Genomic DNA, 16,449 nt, shown 5'->3' with positions numbered 1-16,449 from the left:
CTCTATTAATTTTCTGTTAGCCAGTTAATTAACTACTTAAGTTTAAACTGCTTTACTACATCAGCTAACTGAGCGTTTGCATTAGCAAGGCTTATTGCTTCATGGTTTACATCTTCACCACTGGTGGCAATCAATTCAACCATTTCACTGATTTTAGCCATGTTTCTATTTATTTCTTCAGCCACTGCGCTTTGCTCTTCTGCAGCCGTCGCGATTTGTACATTGATACCGTTAATTTCTTCTACTGATAAACTAATGTTATCGAGGTCGGTTACCACTAGGTTGATTTGAGAAGAAGCTTCCTCACAACTCGCTTTAGTGCCTTCCATTGTACTGGCTACGTTAGCGCCACTTGCTGTTAGTCTGTTAATGGTATGTTGGATTTCAGTAGTGCTTTCCTGTGTTCTAAAAGCCAGTGCTCTCACTTCATCTGCTACCACGGCAAAACCTCTACCATGCTCACCGGCTCTTGCGGCTTCAATAGCTGCATTTAAAGCGAGTAAGTTAGTTTGATCGGCTATTGAACCAATAACACTCAGTACTTTAGCTATCTCAGATATTTGTAATCCCATTTCATTAATGTTTTGTGACACATTATCGACACTGGTGACTAATTGGCCAACGGTTTCAGTCGCGCCTCTAACAACTTCTTTTGATTGCTCTGCTTGTGTAGTGGTTCTACCTGTAAACTCAACGGCTTCAGTAGTGTTTCTTGCTACGTCATGAGAGGTTGCACTCATTTCTTCTAAGGCTGTTACGGCTTGCTCTGTTTCAGATTTATGATGATTTAACGTTGTTTTGTTCTCTTCTGTTAAACCTTGTAACCCAGTAATACTTGAACCAATCCGATTAGATGCGGTTGTAATATCTAACATCATATTCTGTAAGTGTGCGATGAAAGTATTAATGTTTTCTGATATTTGTCCTAAATCATCACGACTAGTGACAGGAAGACGTTGTGTTAAGTCGCCATTACCATTTGATAATTCTTGTACTGTTTTCTTGAGGGCAAGAACGGGTCTATAGGTGTAGCTAAGTAATAAGAAGATGATGAATGAACAAATAGAAACTAAAACGACGGTTGTCATTAAAACAGTCATTAATGATTTTTGAACTTTACTATAAATAACTGATTCATCTAATGATACTAACAGGTGCCAATTGGTAGAGTCGTCTAGTTTGATAGTTTCAAAATAAGCGACTTTATGTACTCCAGCTAAAGTGTAAGAGATGCTGCCTTGATCTTTACTGTAAATATCACTTTTAAGTTTAGATAATTCAGGTGTATCAGATAAACGAGTTTTACCTGCAATATCTTTATTATTGGTTGAGGCTAATGTTAATCCTGAACCTTCATATAGGCTGGCGGTTCCACTGTCAAACACGGTGTCATTAACCATGGCTTGAAGTCCATCTAACTCAACGTCTGCTAGTAATACGCCTGCAATTTGATTATCACGGTAGAAAGGGGCTGAAATACTGATCATTAGCTTACCGGTACTACTGCCTGTATAAATATCAGTAATAATAGTTGAGCGTTTATTTTTAGCTTGTTTATACCAGCCACGTGAACGAGGATCATAACTTGATGCGTATTTACCTTTGTTGCTGTTATAAGCTACGCCGTTTTCGTACCCTACAATAACGGCCGATGCTTCAGTGGTTCGTTTCATCAGTTTTAGGTTGGTAATGATGTTTTGCTCATCAGCACTTTGAGAAAATAAGTCGGCAGTTGTGCTAATGCTTCTTGTTATTTTATCTACAAATTCGTGGATCTTATCGCTGTTATTTGAAACGCGGAGCATCGAATATCTATCAACGTTATTGATGGTGAGAGAAGACTGTTGTTTATATGAAATATAAGCCAGTGTCGCCATTGAGATTGTCAATAGCACGATAGCCGCAGACACTATGCGTCCTTTAAAATTAAGATACATTGTTGTAGTTTTCCATATAAGATATTGAATTTAGATAAATAGTTATATACATTTTTATACGCTCTTTGTTTGATACTAATAAAGTCTTAGAGGGAAAATTGATCAGTCATTTTTACCTCTATAGAGTTAGTTAGATAATAGTGTTTATTCTTTATGATGTACATATTAAGCTGTTATTTTAGGCAAAAGAAAGTGACCGTACGAGGTTTACTTTTTATATTAAGGACATAGAACTTTGACGAAAAGTGTTGATGCTAAAATAGTCGGATTAGGCGATAGCCAATTCATATTTGCTGTGTATATTGCTAATCAACCAGCCATGGAGGATTACCAGTCATTAACACAATTAAAAGCGATTCAACATGGTGATATCTATGCCATTGGTCAAGCTTGTGGCAATGGTTGGCGTAAGGTGTTTAATGTTTTTGCTAAGTTATTGTATGCGTTGAATAAAAATGATTTTAATTTTTCTACTTTAGCGCCAACTTGGCAGCAATATCGGGACCAGAATTTATTGCAAGCGAATAGTGGCACTGCCTTAATTTTTAGCCCGCCCAAAGTTGTGTTTTCAAATGCAGAACTCTCGTATTTAGATCTTTCAAGTCTACACTGCTCTCATACGAATAAGGTTAAAACCGTGCATATTATTTGTGGCAGAACTTATGCGAAGCAATTAATTAACGAAGGGAAGTTAGCCATTGAATTATTGTGGTTAGATGAGGAGTTTGCGGTAGATGTAAAGCAAGGTGTTGTTGTTTGCCCTTATTTTGATTACAGACAATTATCTAATATAAAAATACAGCGGCTATCGGCGATGCTATCAGCCATGATAAAAGGTGAAGTAATCGATTTTAGTTTATAGTTTTCATTTATTGCACTGAGATAACGGTACTCATTTCATCAATCTAAGTACATCCATCACGTTTATTAGTTGATCGATAAGTTAAACATAATCGTATATTTAATAAACAAGCTATTAACCAATTTAATGATTGCTTCACATGGTTATGGCTTTTTTGTTACAGCGGATTGCACATTGGAAAGTTAAGCTTTACTCTAGGATTGAGTATTGTGGTTATTTAGGTTTATTAAGTGACCCGTTTTACTGCTTAAAAATATGGCTAACACTATGCTTTTACAATGCTAATCACATAATAAGAACATTATGCGAACAATTTCAGTAACTTTATTAATGAAGACTAAACTAAAAAATGAGTGATCAAAATTCTCCAAAAACGGGAAATGAATCGGAAACAATCGAATCCCAAGAAACAAAATTAGTGCCGCCATCTATGTATAACGTTTTATTACATAATGATGATTATTCACCAATGGATTTTGTTATTGATGTGCTGCAACGTTTTTTTCGACTAGATCATGAAGCAGCAACCGAAGTCATGTTAAATGTGCACTATAAAGGTGTCGGTGTTTGCGGTACATTTAGTGCCGAGATCGCAGAAACAAAAGTGATGCAAGTTATTCAATACGCAAAAGAAAATGAACATCCATTAAAATGTACGATGGAAAAAGAGAGTTAACCATAACCACGTTATTTTATTTTTACTCTCATAAGGAGTCTCCATGCTAGATAAACCTTTAGAACATAGCCTTGATTTAGCCTTCCGCATTGCTTACGAAAAAAGCAATGAATTTATGACATTAGAACATCTGTTATTAGCATTGCTAGAAAACGATGAAATAAAGAACATTCTATTGGCTTGTTCTGTCGATATAGTGTCTCTTCACATTGAATTAAGTGAATTTTTAGACACTAATCCTAGCCTTTCTGAAATTAAAAATGAGAAGTTAGAAGTCCAGCCAACGATTGCCTTTGAACGTGTTTTACAGCGTGCTATTTTTCATGTGCAATCATCAGGAAAAACAGAAGTCAGTGCGTCAAATGTGCTGGTGGCTATTTTTAGTGAACAAGAATCTCAAGCTGCTTACTTCTTGAAAAAATCTAGTTTGTCACGTTTGGATGTCGTTAATTATATTTCACATGGCATGGAAAAACACCCTGATTCTATTTCATTTCATGAACCAGAGTCTGTTGAAGCTAAAGTCGAAGAAAACGATGAAATGCCATTTACTGTCAACCTTAATGAACAGGTTATAGCGGGAAAAATAGATCCGTTAATTGGGCGAGAAAAAGAACTTGAACGTTGCGTGCAAATATTGTGTCGTCGCCGTAAAAATAATCCGTTGTTAGTCGGGGAGTCTGGTGTTGGTAAGACTGCTATTGCTGAAGGGTTAGCTTATCAAATCGTTAATAATAATGTGCCAGATGTGATTGAAGATAATATTATTTATTCTCTAGATATGGGCGCACTATTAGCTGGCACAAAGTATCGCGGTGAATTTGAACAACGCTTTAAAACGGTACTCAATAAATTAAAAGAACAGAAAAATGCAATTTTATTTATTGATGAGATCCATACTATTATCGGCGCTGGTGCGGCAACAGGCGGCCAATTAGATGCTGCTAATTTATTAAAACCCTTATTAACAGGTGGTGAATTACGATGTATTGGTTCGACTACTTATAAAGAATTTGGCCAAGTCTTCGAGAAAGAGCATGCATTAGCTCGACGCTTCCAAAAAATAGAGGTGCTGGAACCTTCAGTAAAAGAAACAAGCCAGATTCTTTTAGGTTTACGTTCTCGTTATGAAGAACACCATAATATTCGTTATACCAATAAAGCATTGATGGCAGCAGCTGAATTAAGTGCTAAATACATTAATGATCGCCACTTGCCAGATAAAGCGATCGATGTAATTGATGAAGCCGGTTCGCAAATGCGTTTGTTACCGGTTAGTAAACGTAAGAAAACCATTGGTGTTTCTGAAATCGAAAGTATTATTGCTAAAATTGCACGTATTCCTGAAAAATCAGTTTCTAATACCGATAAAAATGCGCTTGCTAAATTACATCAACGTTTGAAAATGACAGTCTTTGGTCAAGATTCTGCTATTGATGCGTTAACGGATGCAATACATTTAAATCGTTCAGGATTATCTGATGAGCTAAAACCTGTTGGCTCATTTTTGTTTGCAGGCCCAACAGGGGTTGGTAAAACAGAAGTAACTCAACAATTAGCTAAAGCATTAGGTGTGGAGTTATTACGTTTTGATATGTCGGAATACATGGAAAAACATACGGTTTCTCGTTTAATTGGTGCGCCACCTGGTTACGTTGGTTATGAACAGGCTGGCTTATTGACAGATGCTGTTGTTAAACATCCCTATTCTGTTGTTCTGCTAGATGAGATCGAAAAAGCGCATTCCGATGTATATAACATTCTTTTACAGGTTATGGATCATGCAACATTAACCGACAGTAATGGTCGTAAAGTTGATTTCAGAAATGTTATTTTAGTAATGACGACTAATGCTGGCGTACAAGAAACGGTAAAACAAAGTATCGGCTTTAAAGAACAAAAAGAAGGTGCAAAAGCGATGGATGAGATTAATAAAATATTCTCTCCTGAGTTTAGAAACCGTCTTGATAATATTATTTGGTTTAATCATTTAGATTTAAAAGTGATCAGCCAAGTGGTCGATAAGTTTATTGTGCAGCTACAAGTACAGCTAGATAAAAAACAAGTGTCATTAGAAGTGGATAGTAATGCACGAGATTGGTTAGCTGAACATGGTTATGATAAAGCAATGGGTGCTCGACCAATGGGTCGTTTGATTCAAGAAAAACTGAAAAAACCATTAGCGAATGAAATACTATTTGGTGGTTTACAAAATGGCGGTAGTGTTAGCGTACTATTGAATGCTGCCGGTGACGGTATTGATTTTAAGTATGAGAAAAAATTAGAAATGAGTCGTTAGTATTGGGTTCTATTTAAGCGTCATATTCAAGGTTTTAGAGTTAAAGCTTTAAGCGTAAAGCATTAGCGCTAAAACTTTAATCACTCCAATAAAGTGAATATGGAATTTTAATTCATTGATCTTATTTCTAATAAAACCCCCTAAAAAATGGGTATAAAAAAACCAGCTGAGTTGCTGGTTTTTTTATGACTAATAAAAGCCGAATTTTTTGTTACCGGCTAATTAGCGAGCACGGAAAACAATGCGACCTTTTGATAAGTCGTAAGGTGTAAGCTGAACTGTCACTTTATCGCCAGTTAGAATACGGATATAGTTTTTACGCATTTTTCCTGAGATATGTGCAGTAACAACGTGACCGTTTTCTAATTCCACACGGAACATTGTATTAGGCAACGTATCTAAGATAGTGCCTTGCATTTCAATACTGTCTTCTTTTGCCATTGGCGATGGATCCTTTGTATAGGTAAGTAGTGCTAGTTTCAATCGGCGCATAATGCCAGAATAATTGGAAGTGGTAAAGGATTGTTGCTCATTAATCAAACTAAAAAGCTAATCAAATGCCGCCCATTGCTGGTTTATAAAGCGTTGATGTGGGTTAAATTGGTTTTTATAATTCATTTTTTGACAATTATGAATGTAATAACCTAAATATAAAAATTCTATTTTTTCTTGTTTAGCTAAATGAAGCTGCTGTAAAACGGCATATTTCCCTAATGAATGAGCTTGGTAATCAGGGTCATAAAAGCAATAAAAAGCACTCCACGCTGATGATGTCTCTGTTTTTAACTGATCAGTGACACTAACAGATATTAATTTCTCATTATCATACACTTCGATGAAAATAATATCGCCCCAGTTACAGCCAATAAACGATTCAAATTGTTCTAAGCGAGCAGGGTACATGACGCCATCTTTATGTATTTGATTAATGTAACGCTCATAAAGCGAGTAATAGTTAGCTTTAGCTATTGTACTTTTTACTGTCGTAAAATGTTTATTTTTATTTAATAAACGTTTTTGACTTTTAGATAAACTAAAGTGGTCACTTTTAATTCGCAATGATTCACAACTATTACAGTCAGGGCAATGTGGTCGATACACTTGATCGCCGCTGCGTCTAAACCCTATCGACATTAATGCTGGGTAATGTTTTTGTGCATTTTCGTCAGGATCGACTAACATGATTAACTGTTCTTTTTTATTTTCTAAATAAGAACAAGGAAAAGCTGCCGTGAGGCCAACACTCAGTTCGGATGAATTGGGCACGAATAACCTTTTTATTAATAGAAATGATATTATTTAATGGTTTTGCTGCATGCTGTCGCACGGAAACAATCTTAAAAAGAGTGTATCGTAAAATTCATTGCTTTGTTATTGTAAATATAAATTAACAACACTGTATTAAGTATTCTCTTTCAGTGTTTGGTTGCCAATCATTTTCTGGCAACTTCAAACTGCGTTTAACCACTTTTTTGATTATTAACCCCTATCTTAATTTGAGGCAATATGATTGTTCAACAAACTATCCAAGATAAACTAAAGCAACGTTTTAAAGCTGAATTTTTAACTGTAGAAAATGAAAGTCACAACCATTCTGTCCCTGCAAATTCTGAAACACATTTTAAAGTGACGATTGTTTGTGAAGAGTTTGAAGGCTTACGATTAATTATGCGTCACCGTTTGATTAATGATTTGCTTTCGGAAGAGCTAGCTGGCCCTGTACACGCGTTAGCTATGCATACTTATACACCAACACAATGGGCTGAAAAAAATCACATCTCACCTGATTCAGCTAAATGTTTAGGTGGTGGTAAAGGCTAGTATTTTTAAAGAGAGAAAATTCACAGTAAAGTAGGGTTATTAAAATGTTAATTACATTTGTGAGCTTTGTTTTATTTTTTATTAAATTTGAACTTACTTCGGTTAGCTTTTCATTTGATATAGCAATTAACCCCTCTCTAATGTTAATATTTGTCAGAATTTTTTAGTGTACATGTTAATCGATTGTTAATACCGATCTATTACATGCAATGTTTTATTGCCGAAAGGCATTTAACTTTCCTCCCGTAACTATAGTGCAAGAGAATATGATTACTATAAAAAAAGGACTGGATCTCCCCATCTCAGGAGCGCCAGAGCAAGTCATTCAAAATGGTCCCGCCATTTCTGAAGTTGCTATACTGGGTGAAGAATACGTTGGAATGCGTCCATCAATGGCTGTTAAAGTCGGCGATAGCGTAAAAAAAGGCCAAGTTCTATTTTCTGATAAGAAAAATGAAGGTGTGCATTTTACCGCTCCAGCGACTGGTGTAGTTAAAGAAATAAACCGTGGTGCTAAACGTGTGCTGCAATCAGTTGTTATCTCAGTACAAGGCAATGATAGTGTGCAATTTGCTAAGTATGAGAGCAAGCAATTAGCAAGCCTTGAGCGAAGCAAAGTTGTTGAAAACTTGCTTGAGTCAGGTGCGTGGACTGCATTACGTACGCGTCCATTTAGTAAAGTACCTGCAATTGATGCAATACCCGCTTCTATTTTTGTGACAGCGATGGATACAAATCCATTAGCGGCAGATGCAACGGTTATCATCAATGAAAATAAGCAAGCTTTTACTGATGGGTTAGCGGTACTATCACAGTTAACTGAAGGTAAAGTTTATGTCTGTAAAGGACAAGCGACATTACCTACTTCAGATGTGACAAGTGTTGAAGAAAAAATCTTCGCAGGTATCCATCCTGCTGGTTTAGCCGGTACACATATTCACTTTGTTGATCCTGTTTCTGCAACGAAACAAGTTTGGTCGATTAATTATCAAGATGTGATTGCATTTGGTCAATTATTTACAACGGGTGAAGTGTATAGCGATAAAGTTATTTCTATCGCAGGACCTGCTGTGTCAAAACCGCGTTTAGTGCGTACTAAAATCGGTGCTTCAATAACACAGCTAACCGCTGGTGAATTAATTGCAGGGCAAGTTCGTGTGATTTCTGGATCAGTATTATGTGGTGTAACGGCTTCAGGCCCACACGCATTTTTAGGTCGCTACCATAATCAAGTGTCAGCACTAGTTGAAGGTTACGAGAAAGAGTTATTTGGCTGGGGAGCTCCTGGTTTAAATAAACATTCTGTCTCTCGTGTCTTTTTATCTGCGTTAAATCGTGCGAAAAAATTTGCGTTTACTACCACTACTGGCGGTAGTAAGCGTGCGATGGTGCCAATCGGTCAATATGAACGAGTTATGCCATTAGATATTTTACCAACTGTATTATTACGTGATTTGATCGTAGGCGATACAGATGGTGCACAGACGTTAGGTTGCCTAGAGTTGGATGAAGAAGATTTAGCACTATGTACTTATGCTTGCCCAGGTAAATATGAATACGGTTCAATCTTGCGCGAATGTCTAAGTAAAATTGAGAAGGAAGGCTAATAATGAGTCTTAAGAACTTAATTGAAAAAATGGAACCGCATTTCGAATCAGGGGGCCGTTATGAAAAATGGTACGCTCTGTATGAAGCTGCAGCGACATTTTTCTACACTCCTGGTTATGTGACCAAAGGAATTACTCACGTTCGCGATAGTATTGACCTTAAACGCATGATGATTTTTGTTTGGTTAGCAACGTTCCCTGCTATGTTTTACGGTATGTATAACACTGGAGTACAAGCTAATGATGCAATTGTTGCGGGTTATTCTGCATTAGAAGATTGGCGAGTCGCGTTACTAGATGTGTTCGGTGTAACGCTAGGCTCAGGTGCAGGTATCTTAGATAACTTGTTATTTGGTGCTGCTTACTTCTTGCCTATCTATGCGGTGACTTTTGTTGTTGGTGGTTTCTGGGAAGTATTGTTTGCGAGTGTACGTAAACATGAAGTAAACGAAGGTTTCTTTGTTTCTTCTGTACTGTTCGCATTAATCGTACCGGCTACTATTCCTCTATGGCAAGTTGCTTTAGGTATTACGTTTGGTGTTGTTGTTGCTAAAGAAATCTTTGGTGGTACTGGTCGTAACTTCTTAAATCCTGCATTAGCTGGTCGTGCTTTCTTATTCTTTGCTTATCCTACTGATATTTCTGGTGATGCTGTTTGGACTGCCGTTGATGGTTTTTCTGGCGCAACATCGTTAAGTGTTATGTCTCAAGGTGGCCTAGAAGCAGTACAAACTAACTTATCTTGGTTCGATGCTTTCATTGGTAACATGCAAGGTAGTGTTGGTGAAGTTTCTACACTCGCTATTTTGATTGGTGGTGCCTTTATTGTTATTACAGGAATCGCATCATGGCGAATTATTGCCGGTGTAATGATTGGTATGGTTGCAACATCGTTACTATTTAATGTGATTGGTAGTGATACAAACCACATGTTCCAACTACCTTGGTATTGGCATTTAGTAATGGGTGGTTTTGCCTTTGGTATGATCTTCATGGCAACTGATCCCGTATCAGCTTCATTTACCAATAAAGGTAAATGGTATTACGGTGGTTTGATTGGTTTGATGGTGGTATTGATTCGTGTTGTGAATCCTGCTTTCCCTGAAGGTATGATGTTAGCTATTTTATTCGCTAACTTATTTGCACCGTTATTCGATTACTTTGTGGTACAAGGCAATATTAAACGGAGGTTAGCGCGTAATGTCTAATCAACAGGAAACATTCGGCAAAACAATGATTGTTGTACTGGCGGTTTGTCTAGTCTGTTCAATCATCGTTGCAGGAGCAGCCGTTGGCTTGCGTCCAATGCAAATTGCTAATAAAGAAATTGATAAGCAAAGTAACATTCTTGCGGTTGCTGGTTTAACGACTGATAAAACAACCGCAGAGGTTTTTGCATCTAACATTCAAACTAAATTAGTTGATTTAGACACGGGTGAATTTGTAACCAATCTTAGTGAAAGTGAAGTTGCTAAATACGACCAACGTAAAGCGTCTAAAGATCCAGAAAAAAGTGTTAAATTAACACCTGAGCAAAATGTTGCTAAAATTGGACGTCGTGCTAACTTGGCAACGATTTACTTAGTCTCTGATGATAACGGTGAATTACAACGTATCATCTTGCCGATTCATGGTGCAGGTTTATGGTCAACAATGTATGCATTTGTTGCTGTGCAACCAGATGGTAATACGATTGATGCGATTACTTACTATGAGCAAGGTGAAACACCTGGACTAGGTGGTGAAGTTGAAAATCCTCGCTGGCGTGGACTGTTTGTTGGTAAAGAGTTATTTGATGCTGACGGCAACCCTGCTATTAAAATTGTTAAAGGACAAGCTACTGCTGGTTCTAAACATGAAATCGATGGTCTATCTGGCGCAACACTAACAAGTGTCGGCGTAGAACATACCTTCACTTTCTGGTTAGGTGAGCAAGGGTTTGGTCCATTTCTTAGCAAAGTTCGTGAAGGAGCGCTAAACAATGGCTAAATCAAGTGAATTAAAAGAAGTATTAACTTCTCCGGTAGTTAGCAATAACCCAATTGCGCTGCAAATTTTAGGTGTCTGTTCTGCATTAGCAGTAACAGCAACACTACAAAATGCAGTGGTAATGACGTTAGCGGTATTGTTTGTTACTGCTTTCTCTAACTTATTTATTTCGTTAATACGTAACTATATTCCTAACAGCGTACGTATCATCGTACAAATGGCTATTATTGCTTCGTTAGTAATCGTAGTAGACCAAGCACTAAAAGCATTTGCTTTTGGTATCTCTAAACAGTTATCTGTTTATGTTGGTCTGATCATTACAAACTGTATCGTAATGGGACGTGCTGAAGCATTTGCAATGAAAAACAAACCTTTTCCAAGCTTTATGGATGGTATAGGTAATGGTTTAGGTTACGGCCTGATACTTGTTTTAGTGGGTGCTGTTCGTGAATTGTTTGGTTCAGGTGCTCTATTTGGCATTGAAATCTTACCGTTGATCTCAAATGGCGGTTGGTATCAAAGTAATGGTTTATTATTACTTCCTCCTAGTGCCTTCTTTATTATTGGTGGCGTTATCTGGGCAATTCGAACAATTAGACCAGAACAAGTCGAGCCTAAGGAGTAATTTGAATGGAACATTATCTTAGTTTATTTGTGCGTTCTATTTTCATTGAAAATATGGCACTGGCTTTCTTCTTAGGCATGTGTACTTTCCTTGCTGTTTCTAAGAAAGTTAAAACATCAATGGGTCTAGGTGTAGCGGTAATCGTGGTATTAGGTATTTCAGTACCTGCTAACCAAATTATCTACTTTAACCTATTAGCACCTGGTGCGCTTGATTGGGCAGGTTTTCCTGACGCTGATTTAAGCTTCTTAGGCTTTATCACCTTTATCGGTGTTATTGCTGCGTTGGTACAAATTTTGGAAATGATATTAGATAAATATTTCCCTGCCTTGTATCAAGCACTAGGTATATTCCTACCACTTATTACTGTTAACTGTGCCATCTTTGGTGGTGTATCGTTTATGGTTCAACGTGAGTATAACTTACTTGAGTCAGCGGTTTATGGTGTAGGTAGTGGTATTGGTTGGACGCTAGCGATTGTTGCATTAGCAGGTATCCGCGAAAAAATGAAATACTCTGACGTGCCTGATGGTTTACGTGGTTTAGGTATTACATTTATCACAGCGGGTCTAATGGCATTAGGTTTTATGTCATTTTCTGGTATCCAACTGTAATCGTTGCTGTTTTAGCTTAGATGAATTCGGGGGAATTTATTCCCTCTCAAAACAAGGAAAAAGTCGATGGAAATCTTTCTCGGCGTTGCCATGTTTACAATTATCGTTTTAGCGTTAGTCGTTATTATTTTATCGGCAAAAGCAAAACTTGTAAGCACGGGTGATATTACAATTTCTATTAATGATGATGCAGACAAAAGCATCAATACCCAAGCGGGTGGTAAGTTATTAGGTGCATTAGCGAATGCTGGTGTATTTGTTTCTTCTGCATGTGGCGGTGGTGGTACTTGTGGCCAGTGTCGTGTGAAAATCAAATCAGGTGGTGGTGATATTCTACCTACTGAGCTTGACCACATTACTAAACGTGAAGCAAAAGAAGGCGAACGTTTATCATGTCAGGTTAATGTTAAAGAAGACATGGTGATTGAATTACCAGAAGAGATCTTTGGTGTTAAAAAATGGGAATGTGAAGTTATCTCTAATGGTAACGAAGCTACTTTTATTAAAGAGCTTAAGTTACAAATCCCAGATGGTGAATCTGTACCGTTTAAAGCCGGTGGTTACATTCAAATAGAAGCACCTGCTCACCATATCAAGTATAAAGATTTTGATATTGAAGCACAGTACCGTGGCGATTGGGAACACTTTAAATTCTTTGATTTAGAATCTAAAGTTGATGAAGAAACTATTCGTGCATACTCAATGGCTAACTACCCTGGTGAAGAAGGTATCATTATGTTGAACGTGCGTATCGCTACGCCGCCTCCACGTGACCTATCATTGCCTTGTGGTAAAATGTCATCATTTATCTTTAGTTTAAAAGCGGGTGATAAAGTCACTATTTCTGGTCCATTTGGTGAGTTCTTTGCTAAAGAAACTGAAAATGAAATGGTCTTTGTTGGCGGTGGTGCTGGCATGGCGCCAATGCGCTCACATATCTTTGATCAATTCCGTCGTTTGAAAACAACGCGTAAAGCGAGTTTCTGGTACGGTGCACGATCTAAGCGTGAGATGTTCTACGTTGAAGATTTTGATGCAATTGCTGCTGAAAATGAAAATTTTGAATGGCATGTCGCGTTAAGTGATCCTCAACCTGAAGATGATTGGGATGGTTACACTGGGTTTATTCATAACGTATTATTTGAAAACTACCTTAAAGATCACGAAGCACCAGAAGACTGTGAGTTCTACATGTGTGGTCCTCCAGTGATGAATGCAGCGGTTATTGCTATGCTTAAAGATTTAGGCGTAGAAGACGAAAATATCTTACTTGATGACTTCGGCGGTTAACCCTGATGATTAAATCATCAATTAAATGGCTAGCCTTAATAGGGCTAGCCTTTTTTATTTCATCGTGTGCTAAACCTGAACCGAAGTTGCTTCAAATTCAGGGGCAAACTATGGGGACTTATTATCAAGTCACTTATATGTTGTCTAGTGAACAGTCTAAAAACAAAGATTTATCAACTGAGTCATTGCAAGTTTTAATTGATCTAGAATTAGAATTAGTGAACGACCAAATGTCTACTTATCGCCCAAATTCTGAATTATCTTTATTCAATAAAAGTAAAGACTCTTTAGCAGTGTCTGATGCGACGATTAAAGTAGTTAAAAAAGCGCTTGAGGTTTACCAACAGAGCAATGGAGCTTTCGATATTACGGTTGGTCCATTAGTTAATCTGTGGGGATTTGGCCCAGATAAAAAGCCTAATAAAGTACCTGATGCTAAACTAATTGAAAATACTAAACAAAAAATTGGTAGTCAATATCTATCGATTGAAGGTAATCGTTTAATTAAAAGTAAACCTGAATTGTATGTTGATTTGTCTTCTATCGCAAAAGGTTACGGTGTTGATGTCATTGCTGAGTTTTTAACAAAGCTGGGCATTAAAAATTATCTAGTCGATATTGGTGGAGAGTTAAGAGCCAATGGTACTAAACCGAATGATACTCCTTGGACATTAGCTGTAGAGCGTCCTGAGTTCGGTCAAAACGTACAACGCTTATTACATATTGGCGATAATGCAATTGCAACCTCGGGTGATTACCGTAATTACTTTGAGTCAGATGGTATTCGTTATTCACATACGATTGATCCTAAAACAGGTCGTCCAATCAATCACAAACTAGTGTCTGTTACGGTTATTGATAAAAGCAGTATGGTCGCAGATGCATTAGCGACTGCAATTACTGTATTAGGGCCTGAAAATGGGTTAGAATTTGCAACTAAGCTTAATCAACCGGTCTTTTTATTGACCAAAAAAGATGATGGATTCATTGAGTCTTTCACTCCTGAGTTTGAAGAATTTTTTGCAGAGGAAAAGTGATGATCTATTTTGTAGCTACGTTTGTTGTTTTTTTATTAGTTATTGTTGCAATGGCTATTGGTTATATCGTTAACCAAAAAACCATCGGCGGCAGCTGTGGTGGACTCGCTTCAGTAGGGATAGACAAAGAATGTGATTGTCCAGATCCTTGTGATAACCGTAAGAAAAAAGAAGCTGAAGAAGCGCGCTTACAGAAGCTACAAGCAGAAACGCGAATTATATAGCTATTTACCCGCTAATAACCAAAGGTAGGCTCAAAGCCTATCTTTTTGCTTTCTGAAGCCATTTATCCAAAGAGTTAGCGAAGTTTTGCTTATCTTTATCGGAAAATTTGTTTGGACCGCCACTTATTTGTCCTACACTTCGTAACTCTTCTGCTAGATTACGCATTGCTAAACGTTGTCTTACATTATCAGCGGTGTATAACTCGCCTCGAGGGTTAAGTGCAATCACTCCTTTTTCAACAAGTTCTGCTGCAAGTGGGATATCCTGGGTAATAACAAGATCAGTTAATTCAACATGTTGGCTAATATAATTATCTGCAACATCAAAACCTTGAGATACCTGAATTGTTTTAACTAGTGGTGTTCTTTTAACCGGAAGAGGGGAGTTCGCCACAAAAATAAGTGCGGTTTGTGTTCTAGTACTTGCTCTTAATACCATCTCTCTTACAGCTACAGGGCAAGCGTCAGCATCGATCCAAATTTTCATATTTACCTCATCATTTTAAAGTCTAAATATAGCAAAAAACAACTTATTAATTAATCATTAAATTAAATGTATAATTTAACTTGCTGATAAATAATGATTTATTTTAAACTTACTAATATATTTAACATTTTTTTTATATTTAGGTTAAATAGCTATTGACACCTTTTTAAACCTATATATAATAATTTTTAGCTTGAAAGTTCGTTTTATATTTATGTACTTTGTTCCGTATTAATGTACCGAATCCTATACATCATAAGTAATAGCAACACTTCTAGCCAACTGCCTTAATTTTTAAGGTTAATTACTCAAATTTATTAGGATATACACATGTCAACTACTACTGGTACAGTTAAATGGTTCAACGAATCTAAAGGTTTTGGTTTCATCGAGCAAGAAAACGGTCCTGACGTTTTCGCACATTTCTCTGCTATCGCAAGCACTGGTTTTAAAACTCTTGCTGAAGGCCAAAAAGTACAGTTTACTGTAACTCAAGGTCAAAAAGGTCCTCAAGCAGAAAACATCGTAGCTCTTTAATATTGCTTCGATGAGCATTTATTGCTCATTCTGATTGAAAAAAAGGTAGGTTAATGACTTGCCTTTTTTTATGTCTGAAACAAAATTGAAATAAATAAACCTTTAATTCAATTACAACATCAATTTAATTAAAACATCAAAACAAACAAGTTAACATCTGTCCATTAACTCTCTCTTTTAAAATTCTCTCATATTAATACTCATTATACTTTTAACCCTAATACAGCAAGTTTCGTTTTTAATGAAGATTAGACAATCAATTAATTAAAAAGCTTAGTAGTTCTAGAACTAAGAGCCTTCAATATATGCATTCTGTTTTAATTATGGTGCCTTCAAACAGGGTAGTTAGCATTCTCCAATTAATTAATTGATCTATGTAATTGTTAAAATAATACCATTCCGCCTAATTAGTTGATCAGATTCATCCAATCCCTAGTGCACATT

Annotated in this window: 17 protein-coding genes; 13 read left to right on the top strand and 4 right to left on the bottom strand. The window is 36.9% G+C overall.

Annotated elements, in window-relative coordinates:
* Positions 1 to 32 precede the first annotated feature (32 nt).
* Positions 33 to 1,910, bottom strand: coding sequence for a methyl-accepting chemotaxis protein (locus V6255_RS15085; protein ID WP_341628908.1), 1,878 nt, complete (start codon positions 1,908 to 1,910; stop codon positions 33 to 35).
* Between the two features lie 262 nt (positions 1,911 to 2,172).
* On the opposite strand from V6255_RS15085, the gene V6255_RS15080 reads away from it, so the two are divergent.
* From V6255_RS15080 to clpA, 3 genes are all read left to right on the top strand, one after another.
* Positions 2,173 to 2,799 (top strand): DUF6942 family protein, encoded by a 627-nt coding sequence (locus V6255_RS15080; RefSeq protein WP_341628907.1) that lies wholly within the window; start codon positions 2,173 to 2,175, stop codon positions 2,797 to 2,799.
* A 349-nt stretch (positions 2,800 to 3,148) separates the two neighbouring features.
* Positions 3,149 to 3,475 carry an ATP-dependent Clp protease adapter ClpS gene (clpS, locus tag V6255_RS15075; protein ID WP_160060682.1) on the top strand — a complete coding sequence of 109 codons (327 nt, stop codon included), beginning with the start codon at positions 3,149 to 3,151 and terminating at the stop codon, positions 3,473 to 3,475.
* A 43-nt stretch (positions 3,476 to 3,518) separates the two neighbouring features.
* Entirely contained in the window at positions 3,519 to 5,774 is a 2,256-nt protein-coding gene (gene clpA, locus V6255_RS15070) for an ATP-dependent Clp protease ATP-binding subunit ClpA (RefSeq protein WP_341628906.1), read from the top strand.
* A 222-nt stretch (positions 5,775 to 5,996) separates the two neighbouring features.
* Here the strand turns inward: clpA and infA are convergent, their stop codons facing one another.
* Positions 5,997 to 6,215, bottom strand: a complete 219-nt coding sequence (gene infA / locus V6255_RS15065) for a translation initiation factor IF-1 (RefSeq protein ID WP_007419779.1) — start codon at positions 6,213 to 6,215, stop codon at positions 5,997 to 5,999.
* 108 nt (positions 6,216 to 6,323) lie between these two features.
* On the bottom strand, positions 6,324 to 7,040 hold the full coding sequence (locus V6255_RS15060) for an arginyltransferase (RefSeq protein WP_341628905.1): 717 nt from the start codon (positions 7,038 to 7,040) through the stop codon (positions 6,324 to 6,326).
* Between the two features lie 240 nt (positions 7,041 to 7,280).
* On the opposite strand from V6255_RS15060, the gene V6255_RS15055 reads away from it, so the two are divergent.
* From V6255_RS15055 to nqrM, 9 genes are all read left to right on the top strand, one after another.
* Positions 7,281 to 7,595, top strand: a complete 315-nt coding sequence (locus tag V6255_RS15055) for a BolA family protein (protein ID WP_341628904.1) — start codon at positions 7,281 to 7,283, stop codon at positions 7,593 to 7,595.
* A gap of 266 nt (positions 7,596 to 7,861) precedes the next feature.
* Complete coding sequence (locus tag V6255_RS15050; protein ID WP_341628903.1) at positions 7,862 to 9,202, top strand: Na(+)-translocating NADH-quinone reductase subunit A; 1,341 nt, start codon at positions 7,862 to 7,864, stop codon at positions 9,200 to 9,202.
* Between the two features lie 2 nt (positions 9,203 to 9,204).
* Complete coding sequence (locus V6255_RS15045; RefSeq protein ID WP_341628902.1) at positions 9,205 to 10,410, top strand: NADH:ubiquinone reductase (Na(+)-transporting) subunit B; 1,206 nt, start codon at positions 9,205 to 9,207, stop codon at positions 10,408 to 10,410.
* Entirely contained in the window at positions 10,403 to 11,191 is a 789-nt protein-coding gene (locus tag V6255_RS15040) for a Na(+)-translocating NADH-quinone reductase subunit C (RefSeq protein WP_341628901.1), read from the top strand. The genes V6255_RS15045 and V6255_RS15040 overlap by 8 nt, the downstream gene beginning before the upstream one ends.
* Positions 11,184 to 11,816, top strand: a complete 633-nt coding sequence (locus V6255_RS15035; RefSeq protein WP_341628900.1) for an NADH:ubiquinone reductase (Na(+)-transporting) subunit D — start codon at positions 11,184 to 11,186, stop codon at positions 11,814 to 11,816. Before V6255_RS15040 ends, V6255_RS15035 begins: the two co-directional genes overlap by 8 nt.
* Positions 11,817 to 11,821: 5 nt before the next feature.
* Positions 11,822 to 12,430, top strand: a complete 609-nt coding sequence (gene nqrE / locus V6255_RS15030; protein WP_025562755.1) for an NADH:ubiquinone reductase (Na(+)-transporting) subunit E — start codon at positions 11,822 to 11,824, stop codon at positions 12,428 to 12,430.
* A 66-nt stretch (positions 12,431 to 12,496) separates the two neighbouring features.
* A complete protein-coding gene (gene nqrF / locus V6255_RS15025) occupies positions 12,497 to 13,720 on the top strand; it encodes an NADH:ubiquinone reductase (Na(+)-transporting) subunit F (RefSeq protein WP_341628899.1) in 1,224 nt (407 codons plus the stop codon).
* Positions 13,721 to 13,725: 5 nt separating this feature from the next.
* Positions 13,726 to 14,757: an FAD:protein FMN transferase gene (locus tag V6255_RS15020; protein WP_341628898.1), complete on the top strand. Its 1,032-nt coding sequence runs from the start codon at positions 13,726 to 13,728 to the stop codon at positions 14,755 to 14,757.
* Positions 14,757 to 14,981 (top strand): (Na+)-NQR maturation NqrM, encoded by a 225-nt coding sequence (nqrM, locus tag V6255_RS15015; RefSeq protein ID WP_341628897.1) that lies wholly within the window; start codon positions 14,757 to 14,759, stop codon positions 14,979 to 14,981. The genes V6255_RS15020 and nqrM overlap by 1 nt, the downstream gene beginning before the upstream one ends.
* Positions 14,982 to 15,018: 37 nt before the next feature.
* Here the strand turns inward: nqrM and V6255_RS15010 are convergent, their stop codons facing one another.
* Positions 15,019 to 15,468 (bottom strand): YaiI/YqxD family protein, encoded by a 450-nt coding sequence (locus tag V6255_RS15010; protein ID WP_341628896.1) that lies wholly within the window; start codon positions 15,466 to 15,468, stop codon positions 15,019 to 15,021.
* Between the two features lie 330 nt (positions 15,469 to 15,798).
* Here V6255_RS15010 and cspE point away from each other — a divergent pair, with 330 nt between their 5' ends.
* Positions 15,799 to 16,005: a transcription antiterminator/RNA stability regulator CspE gene (gene cspE, locus V6255_RS15005; RefSeq protein WP_019613006.1), complete on the top strand. Its 207-nt coding sequence runs from the start codon at positions 15,799 to 15,801 to the stop codon at positions 16,003 to 16,005.
* The last annotated feature ends 444 nt before the right edge of the window (positions 16,006 to 16,449 follow it).

Source organism: Psychromonas arctica (genome assembly GCF_038155225.1).
Lineage (GTDB): Bacteria > Pseudomonadota > Gammaproteobacteria > Enterobacterales > Psychromonadaceae > Psychromonas > Psychromonas arctica_B.
Note: the sequence above shows the minus strand (reverse complement) of the source record. Positions and strands in the feature narration are given on the sequence as shown.